At 44.3% G+C, this 8057-nt stretch carries 5 protein-coding genes and 1 pseudogene; 3 read left to right on the forward strand and 3 right to left on the reverse strand.

The genetic code is table 11. From position 1 onward, the window contains the following. Nucleotides 1–37 precede the first annotated feature (37 nt). Nucleotides 38–484, forward strand: a complete 447-nt coding sequence (locus H6F66_RS12920) for a hypothetical protein (protein ID WP_190421827.1) — start codon at nt 38–40, stop codon at nt 482–484. Between the two features lie 88 nt (nt 485–572). Here the strand turns inward: H6F66_RS12920 and H6F66_RS12925 are convergent, their stop codons facing one another. Continuing rightward, the gene (locus H6F66_RS12925; RefSeq protein WP_190421828.1) at nt 573–1427 is read right to left on the reverse strand and encodes an Rpn family recombination-promoting nuclease/putative transposase; all 855 of its coding nucleotides are present in this window, start codon (nt 1425–1427) and stop codon (nt 573–575) included. 204 nt (nt 1428–1631) lie between these two features. Continuing rightward, complete coding sequence (locus tag H6F66_RS12930; protein WP_190421830.1) at nt 1632–2591, reverse strand: aldo/keto reductase; 960 nt, start codon at nt 2589–2591, stop codon at nt 1632–1634. An 81-nt stretch (nt 2592–2672) separates the two neighbouring features. Between H6F66_RS12930 and H6F66_RS12935 the strand changes: the two genes are divergently transcribed. Then, nucleotides 2673–3269, forward strand: a complete 597-nt coding sequence (locus tag H6F66_RS12935; protein WP_190421832.1) for a DUF1802 family protein — start codon at nt 2673–2675, stop codon at nt 3267–3269. Between the two features lie 69 nt (nt 3270–3338). Here the strand turns inward: H6F66_RS12935 and H6F66_RS12940 are convergent, their stop codons facing one another. Continuing rightward, the gene (locus H6F66_RS12940) at nt 3339–6959 is read right to left on the reverse strand and encodes a PAS domain S-box protein (RefSeq protein WP_190421834.1); all 3621 of its coding nucleotides are present in this window, start codon (nt 6957–6959) and stop codon (nt 3339–3341) included. A 982-nt stretch (nt 6960–7941) separates the two neighbouring features. Between H6F66_RS12940 and H6F66_RS28385 the strand changes: the two are divergent. Next, nucleotides 7942–8057: pseudogene (locus tag H6F66_RS28385) on the forward strand (IS5/IS1182 family transposase); the annotation flags it as partial.

Raw genomic sequence — 8057 nt, forward strand, 5'->3', positions numbered from 1 at the left:
TGAAGTAAATATAGAATGCTAAACCTCATGGTATTGTATGAAACTGAATTATTTTACAAAACGGCTTTCGACTGTAGGACGCTGGCTGGCTACAACTCTGTTTTGCGTGTCAGCGATCGCCTTCGTTTGGCAGGGTGCGTTTTTCTCGAACACCGCAGCAATGGCTTCTCCCGCTGCAAACTTGATCGCCGCAGCAGACGCAGGCGACCAAGTCAAAGAGAAATACCGTGACGACGTAGCTGAACCATCCAAGAATTTCATCGAAGATACGAAAAATAAGGTTAAGGAAGCTGCAAATAAAAATGCCAGCCGAGTTGACCAATCAACGGATGATAGTGACGTTGCAGGCAAAGCAAAGAGAGATAGGGATCGCATTGAGAAAAGAGCAGATGAAGATGCGGCTCGGACTAAGGAAGCAGTAGACGACGCCAAGAATGTTGTGGAACGCACGATTGATAGCATCAAAGGTGCTTTTAGCGACTAGACAATAGATAATAGGAAAAAAAGGTTAATGTACATTGTTTCATTCATCGCATTTACTTGTACCTGAAGAAGCAATGTACATTTAACAATTAGCTGGCTGTTATGCGCGATCGCAATTCATCCAAAGAATTTACCGTTTTGATTGCTTGCGCGATCGCTTTCAATCGTTCCACATCCTGAATATTAGATATTTCCGGCATTAGCTGTAAGCCCTCATTGCCAAATTTTAACTCTAAAGCCAGTTCAATACCCGACAGCATCCCTTGCTGCATTCCTAGTTGTTGCCCTTCTCTTATAATCTCTTGATACCAAGGAGATTCTCTTAACACAGCTATATCCCACCTCATAATCTGTTGTACTAAACGAGTTTCTAAGACGAAACCAGCAAAGAACGCTAACAGAGGTTCTAGCTCCTTTAACTGCTCATCATCTCTTAGACGCTGTACGGCTCGTCTGACTACAGACTCCTCACTTCCACCCCTTAACATTGGCACAAAAGGTAGTAAGGATCGTAGCGATGGTTGAAAAGCAAGTTCAGCGTCTACTTCCCAGCGATTAATTACTCGATAATCTTGACGCGATCGCAACCCCATAAATTCAGAGTCGTAGCGTGCCACTACAACTGTTTCTGAGGGTTGCCTAATATTAATCAGCACCGGATAAACTGGCAAGTTGTACTTTTCTTCTGCTAGTGCTGCATAAGCCCGCATCCGCTTGGGCATCCGAACTTGATAGTTTAATTGTATCTCGTTAAGCACTAAAAAGTCGCGGTGTTCCCGGCTATTGGCTTTTACCAAAACATCACTTTCACGGCTGAGCCACTGGAATTGTGAATCAAGAAATTCTCCAGCTACGATGTCGGGGTTTTGTTTCACCCATTGCACCCAGCCAGTCTTCGCCAAACTGATTAAACGTTTGCTGCCAATATCTGCGGCTTTTGCCATAGATTGCTATGTAATTAAGTAGGTAGACGTAAAATACTCTGTATATAAAAACCGTGTTTCTATAGCAACTTAAGGGTTGGGTGCGATACCTCTGTAGGGGCATGGCAATCAAAAAGTCCCTACCAACGTTAGAAGCGCAATATATTCTACCCAACTGAGAAACGCTATATACACAGAGTATTTTACGTTTATGTTGTGTCCTAATTACCAATTCCACATGATAGGATTATCATCTAAATGGTCGGTGACAATTCGCCCAATTGCGTCAATTTCTTGCACGTCATCAGCAGATAAATTAATATCACCTGCTTTAGCATTGTCTACGGCTTGTTGCTCGTTTCTTGCACCTGCGATCGCATTCGCCTGTGGTTGAGCAATTAACCAAGCTAAAGCTAACTGAGCTAGGCTACACTGATGGCGTTCAGCAATCGGACGCAGTTTGTCTAAAGCTGACTGAGCGCGATCGTAATTCTCTCCTTGAAAGAGTTTATTTTTAGCGCGGTTATCTTGGGGGTCGAATTTATGTCCTGGTTCAAATTTCCCAGTTAATAATCCTTGAGCAAGAGAAGAATAGGCAACGATGGAAATATTGTTTTCGACGCAGTAAGGAGTTAAATCTTTTTCTATCCAACGCCAAAATAGAGAATAAGGCGGTTGCAAACTATCAATGCGTCCGTATTGGGCGGCTTCTTCTAATTGAGCGCGGTTGAAATTAGAAACGCCGATTGCGCGAATTTTACCTTGTTCTTTGAGATGGTTCAAAGCGTTCATTGTCTCCTCAATGGGGACAATTTCACTTTTAAATGTGCCAGCAGGCCAGTGAATTTGGTATAAATCGATGTAATCGGTGTTTAGGTTTTTGAGAGAGCGATCGCACGCCTCTATAACTTGGTCATACTTGAGATGGTTGGCAAACACCTTTGTGGCATATACTGCTTTGTCGCGCACATCTGACAGGGCAGAGGCGACAATCTGCTCAGAGTGTCCTTCTCCGTAGACTTCAGCGGTATCAACTGTTGTGATACCAGCATCAAACGCCGCCCGTATTGCTTTTATAGTGTCGGCATCTTCAATTCCTACCCACATCTTTTTGCCAGCTTGCCATGTACCCATGATGATAGGCGTGATTTGGATTTCGGAAGTGCCAAGCAATCGCGTTTGCATTTGTTAGTCCTGACTAATAGGGTTATGCCTTCATCCTAAATGTTGGCGCTAGTCTTGAATCAGGACTCTACCCGATAACTTATGCAATCCACTACAACCACTACAAATACTACTCACGCCTTCAAAGAATGGGCAACTGCTGTTGATGCTTTAGAACAAGGCAAAACGATTATGCTGCTACGCAAAGGCGGCATCCGCGAAGAGGGAAACCGCTTTCAAGTTGCCCAAAAAGAAGTTTTGCTTTACCCAACATTTGAACATCAACAGCCGAATTTGCTAAAAGCTGAATATTCCCACCTGGTGAAAACAGTGCCGTCAGGCTGGCATCCTGAGACTATCAGAATTGGCGCTTGGGCTAAAATTACCGATATTTTCCAGGTAAGTGACGAAGCGGCTGTTAAGGCGCTGCTACCTTACCATATCTGGAACGAGCAATTTGTAAGCGATCGCCTGAAATGGAAGCCGCGAACTCCCCTTTATGTGCTGCTGCTACGCACTTACAAACTTCCCCAACCAGAGATAATCACCTATAGTCCGGAATACGGCGGCTGCAAGTCATGGATCGATCTTGCCCAACCGCTAACAATTGAAGGCGCAAAACCAGTCTTGGATGATGCAGAGTATGCCGAAAAAACAGCCCAAATCCGCCAGATTGTGAATAGGGAGGCTGGGGGCTAGGGGCTGGGGGCTGGGGGCTAGGGACTAGGGACTAGGTAAGACTTTTTCCTCTTCCCCAATCCCCAATCCCTACTGTTCACGAAATATTAAAGGTAACTCTACGGTAAAAGTTGTTTGATTATTAGCACTTTCCACTCGCAAAGTACCTCCCAAATGCTCTGTGAGTCTCTGCACCAGTGCCAATCCTAAACCAGTTCCGCCCTGCTTCCAGCGATCGCTACTGGGAATACGGTAGAACTTTTCAAAAATGCGGCTTAGCTCCTTCTGGGGAATCTCAACACCAGAATTGCTGACGCTCAATTGCAGCATATTCTTCTTTGCATACACAGTCACGGTAATTTGTTCTTCCGGTGGAGTATACTTGCAGGCATTATTAACCAACTCGCTCACGATCCTCTCCACACTGGTTAAATCGGAGACGAGGGGAGGCAATTCTGGCGGGATGTGAAGTTGTAAGATTTGCTGACGTTCCTGAATGCGCGAACGAAATGGTTCAAGGATGCTAGGTAGCCATTCGGGTATATTTATTGCGGTGGCAAGAAAGCTGGGATAAGACGCTGCGGCTAGGCGCTGCAAATCTAGGAGATCGTTGATAAGCTCAGTTTCTCGATTACACTCAGCTTGCAATATCTGCAAATAGCGCTGACTTCGTTCGGCGGTAGGAGAAATTTTGAGCATTTGGATCGCCATTTTCATATTAGAAATCGGAGTCCGCAACTCGTGAGAAACTGTACTCAAAAAGTCATCTTTGAGTTGATTTAGTTTTTCGAGTTCCTGAACTTGCGCTTGTGAAGTTTGATAAAGTCGGGCTTGACGAATAGCGATCGCGCATTGATTTGCCACCTGCTGCACCAGCCGAATCTCTAAATTGTTGAAAGTGTAATCTGGGCGATGGAGTAACCACAAATCCCCCAACACTCCTTGATTATCAAAAATCGGACACGCCAGCATAGCCGCTTGACCATCATTAGAGTTCGCATTGAGCGAACAAAATTGGAAACACTTACCTTGGCGGAGGGGTTGGTAAATTTCCGGGAAGGAAGCCATCTGCAACACGCGACCTTTAGAGGAAGGCATTGAAATGGTGTATTCATAGCAGATAGTAGCGGTATCTTGCTCCAAGTTGTATAAAGAGGCATGGCAGCTGCCGACGTAGAATGAGAGAGCTAATTCTCTTACAGCAGCAAGGCAAATCTGCCTTTCGTCAAGACTATCGCGAACTTTGTCAGTGATGCGTTTCAGCACTGCTTCAAAGCCGAGAGATTGTTGTAGTTGGGTGGTACGTTTTTGGACTTGGCGTTCCAGGTTAGCGTTAAGTTCTTGCACCTGTTTGAAAAGTGCAGATTGTTCAATAGCGATCGCTACCTGTGTTGCCAATGAAGAGAGCAAATCAATTTCCCACTGCTGCCATTGTCGGGGTTCCGAACAATTATGGGCAATCAACAGTCCCCAGAATCGATTTTGGATCGGGGATTGGGGATTGGGGATTGGGGACAAAGCTTTTTCTCCCAAGTCTGTTCCTTTGCTTGTCTGCTTGTCTGCTTGTCTGCTTGTCTGCTCTCCTCGCAAAATTGGTACTTTTAAGTCAGCCCTGATTTGAAACTGAGCCATTATATCGATGTAATCTTGATCTAAACCTGCTGTATAAATATCTTCTATTGCGATAATGTTTCCTTGTTTATAGCGTTTAAAATAGGTGTCTACCAGGGTACTTTGGATTACTAATCCCTGCATAGATATCCAACCAGCAGAGACTGATTCTACAACTACCAGAGCATTTCCATCTGGGGAAAATCGGTAAATTACCACTCGGTCACAGGCGAGAAAATTCCGTACTTCAGTAACTGTAATATTCAGAATTTCGTCCAGATTTAAAGATTGGCGGATGCGTTGCGCGATCGCTCCTATCAACCGCTCCCGCTCAGTTTGTTGCCTTAGCGCTGCTTCAGAGAGCTTCTGTTCGGTGATATCCCTGGTTGTGCCAATCATCCGCACTGCCACCAAACCAGTTTCATCACAAAACAACTGGCTTTTTCCGATCATCCAGCGGATACTGCCATCCGGTCTGATAATACGATATTCCTGCTCGTAGTCCTTCTTTTCCTCAACGGCACGACTTATAGCTTGATGTGTAGCTTCGCGGTCTTCAGGATGAACGCATTCTTGGAAGGCTTCATAGGTTCCCCGGAAAGTACCCGGAGCCAGACCAAATAGCTGTTCGTTCTTATCCGACCAGGTAACTTCATTAGTTAGGATATTCCAGTCCCAAGTACCCATTTCGGCAGCTTTTAGAGCTATTCTCAGCTTTTGTTCACTCTGCTGCAATGCTTGTTCTGTCTGCTTGCGTTCAGTGATGTCGAATCGAATTGCTAAATATTGAAACGGTCTTCCTTGTCTATTTAGAAAAGGAACAATCGTGGTATTTACCCAGTAATAAGTGCCATCTTTGGCTTGGTTTTTAATTTCTCCTTGCCAAACTCTTCCGTTAGAAATTGTCTGCCACAGGTTTTGAAAGAATTCTTTTGGATGAAAACCGGAATTAATCAGGCGATGGTTTTGTCCTATCAGTTCTTCTCTGGAATATTGAGAGATTTGACAAAACTTATCGTTTACATAGTTAATAACTCCTTTCTCGTCTGTCACGACGACAATCGCAGCTCGATCTATCGCCAGCTTGATGTCTGACAATTCCTTAAGGGATTTTTGTAATGCACTCTCAGCTTGCTTGCGTTCATTAATGTCTTCAACAACAGAAAAGAAATATTTAGGCTTACCGTCAGGTTCTCGTACCAAAGAAACGGTTAAATTAATCCAGATGTGGGAACCATCTTTGCGGATGTAGCGTTTCTCCATTGAATATGTCTGAAGCTCTGATGCCAACACTCGGCGGACATATTCAATATCTGTATTTAGGTCATCGGGGTGGGTAATATCCTGAAAAGTTCGCGTTAGCAATTCCTCTTGCGTATAACCCACAATGTCGCAGAGTTTTTGGTTAACCAGTAGCCACTGTCCGTTTATTCCTACGTGCGCGATGCCAACAGCCACCTGCTCAAATGTTGCTTGGAATAGCCCTTGGAATAGCCTGTCGCTCTCTTTTAGAGCCTCTTGTGTCTGCTTGCGGCTAGTAATATCTGTAAACATACCGAGAACGCCCTGAAATTGACCGTTCTCATCGAAAATTGGATTAGTGCTAGCGAGTACCCACGCTTCTTGACCATTTCGGCAACGCCAACGCCATTCGTACTGCTCTTTGATTCCCTGTAGCATCCGCGGGTAATACCACTGAGCTTGTGGCAAATCTTCTTCAAAGAGAAAATCAAAGGCAGAACGACCAATCATCTCGGCTGTAGTGTAGCCAAGTATATCGGCTGTTTGCTGGTTAACGTAAGTCGTCCGCCCTTCGGCATCGACTAGCCAAATGCTTTCGCTGGTAGTGTCTAGTAGGCGAAGATAAAGCTGTTCCCTTTCCCGCAGCGCTGCTTCTGCTTGCTGGCGCTTATTGATTTCTTGATTCAGTTCTTCATTAGCTAGCGCTAGTTCGGCTGTCCGCTCCCTCACCAGTCTTTCTAATTCTTCATAAGTCATTGGCAATGTCGCTTCAGTCGGCAACGCCTTACGAGCTTTGAGAAGCTGGACAGTGCGCCGATTAACGTGTAATTCTAACTTTTTGCGCTTAAATCTGCTCATTTTGACTAGCCGCGTTGCCAACTAGAGTGCCGCGATTAGTGAACTATTAACTTTGTGCGGTACGCGAACCCATCGATTTCAATTTCTTTAAATGTAAGGGATTGTCGGGAAACTTTTGATAATTAATATTTTCTAGCTTCCTCGGACGGTTTGTGGGGGCTGCGATGCCAAAGGCTTGCTGTAGGCGCTACTAGGCTGTCTTTTCGCTGAGAAGCGCTACTCGGATTGCACTTGGCAACAGATACACCTACTTAATATTGATATCGCTATGAGTCCTCTGGGATACTCTAGGTAGCTGGATAATTCCGCACTATTTGGTAGATTCAGCTTTGTGCATCATCAATTTATTAGCTCCTCTAAAGCTTTGGTATACTTACACCTTCTCGCTTTGCGTAATTTTCATCTTACTGTGCGACATCTTTTTCCAGTAATCTTACAACTTAAATTTTATCAAAAGCATCACACTTTCTGCGGATTTATACTGAATTAATGTGGATTAGGCAGTATTGTTACTGATTTACGTGCCTTGGAGGCGAGAGACTGTGCGCCCGGTGAAGTGTAGCGAGGCTTACCAGACTAGGTGAATCCACTTCCCTACCGAAATCATGTTTTACCACAAGCGACTGCTAACAACCTTAGATTGTGAACAATTATATCTAGAGGTGAAAGGCATTTAGTTGTGGGAGTGAAGAATTAGTTTCACTCGGTTCTACTGGGCAGATGGTTACTCGTATAGGGAATTAGGATTCAAATATACAAAATAACTGATTGTAAAATTCCCAATTTGGACAACCAGATTTATCCACTAATTTATCTTAATTTATGGCAATAAGTCAAAAAATCGAATACTGTAAAAGTTTAATTTAAGAGCTTTTGTAGACAAAATTAGACTGATAAACTTGAGAGGATGTCTGAGAAGTCAGGAAAGCTCTCAAAACGATAACCTGTCAATAGCAAATTATCAGACAGCATTTTGAGAGCCATGACATCATCGTATCCGAGTAACTTGACCCAAGAACAATGGGAACTGTTATCCAGCTTGATTCCCAAAGCTAAACCGGGAGGTCGTCCGCGCACCGTAGATATGCAAGCAGTGGT

Source organism: Trichocoleus sp. FACHB-6, from assembly GCF_014695815.1.
Classification (GTDB): domain Bacteria; phylum Cyanobacteriota; class Cyanobacteriia; order Cyanobacteriales; family FACHB-T130; genus Funiculus; species Funiculus sociatus.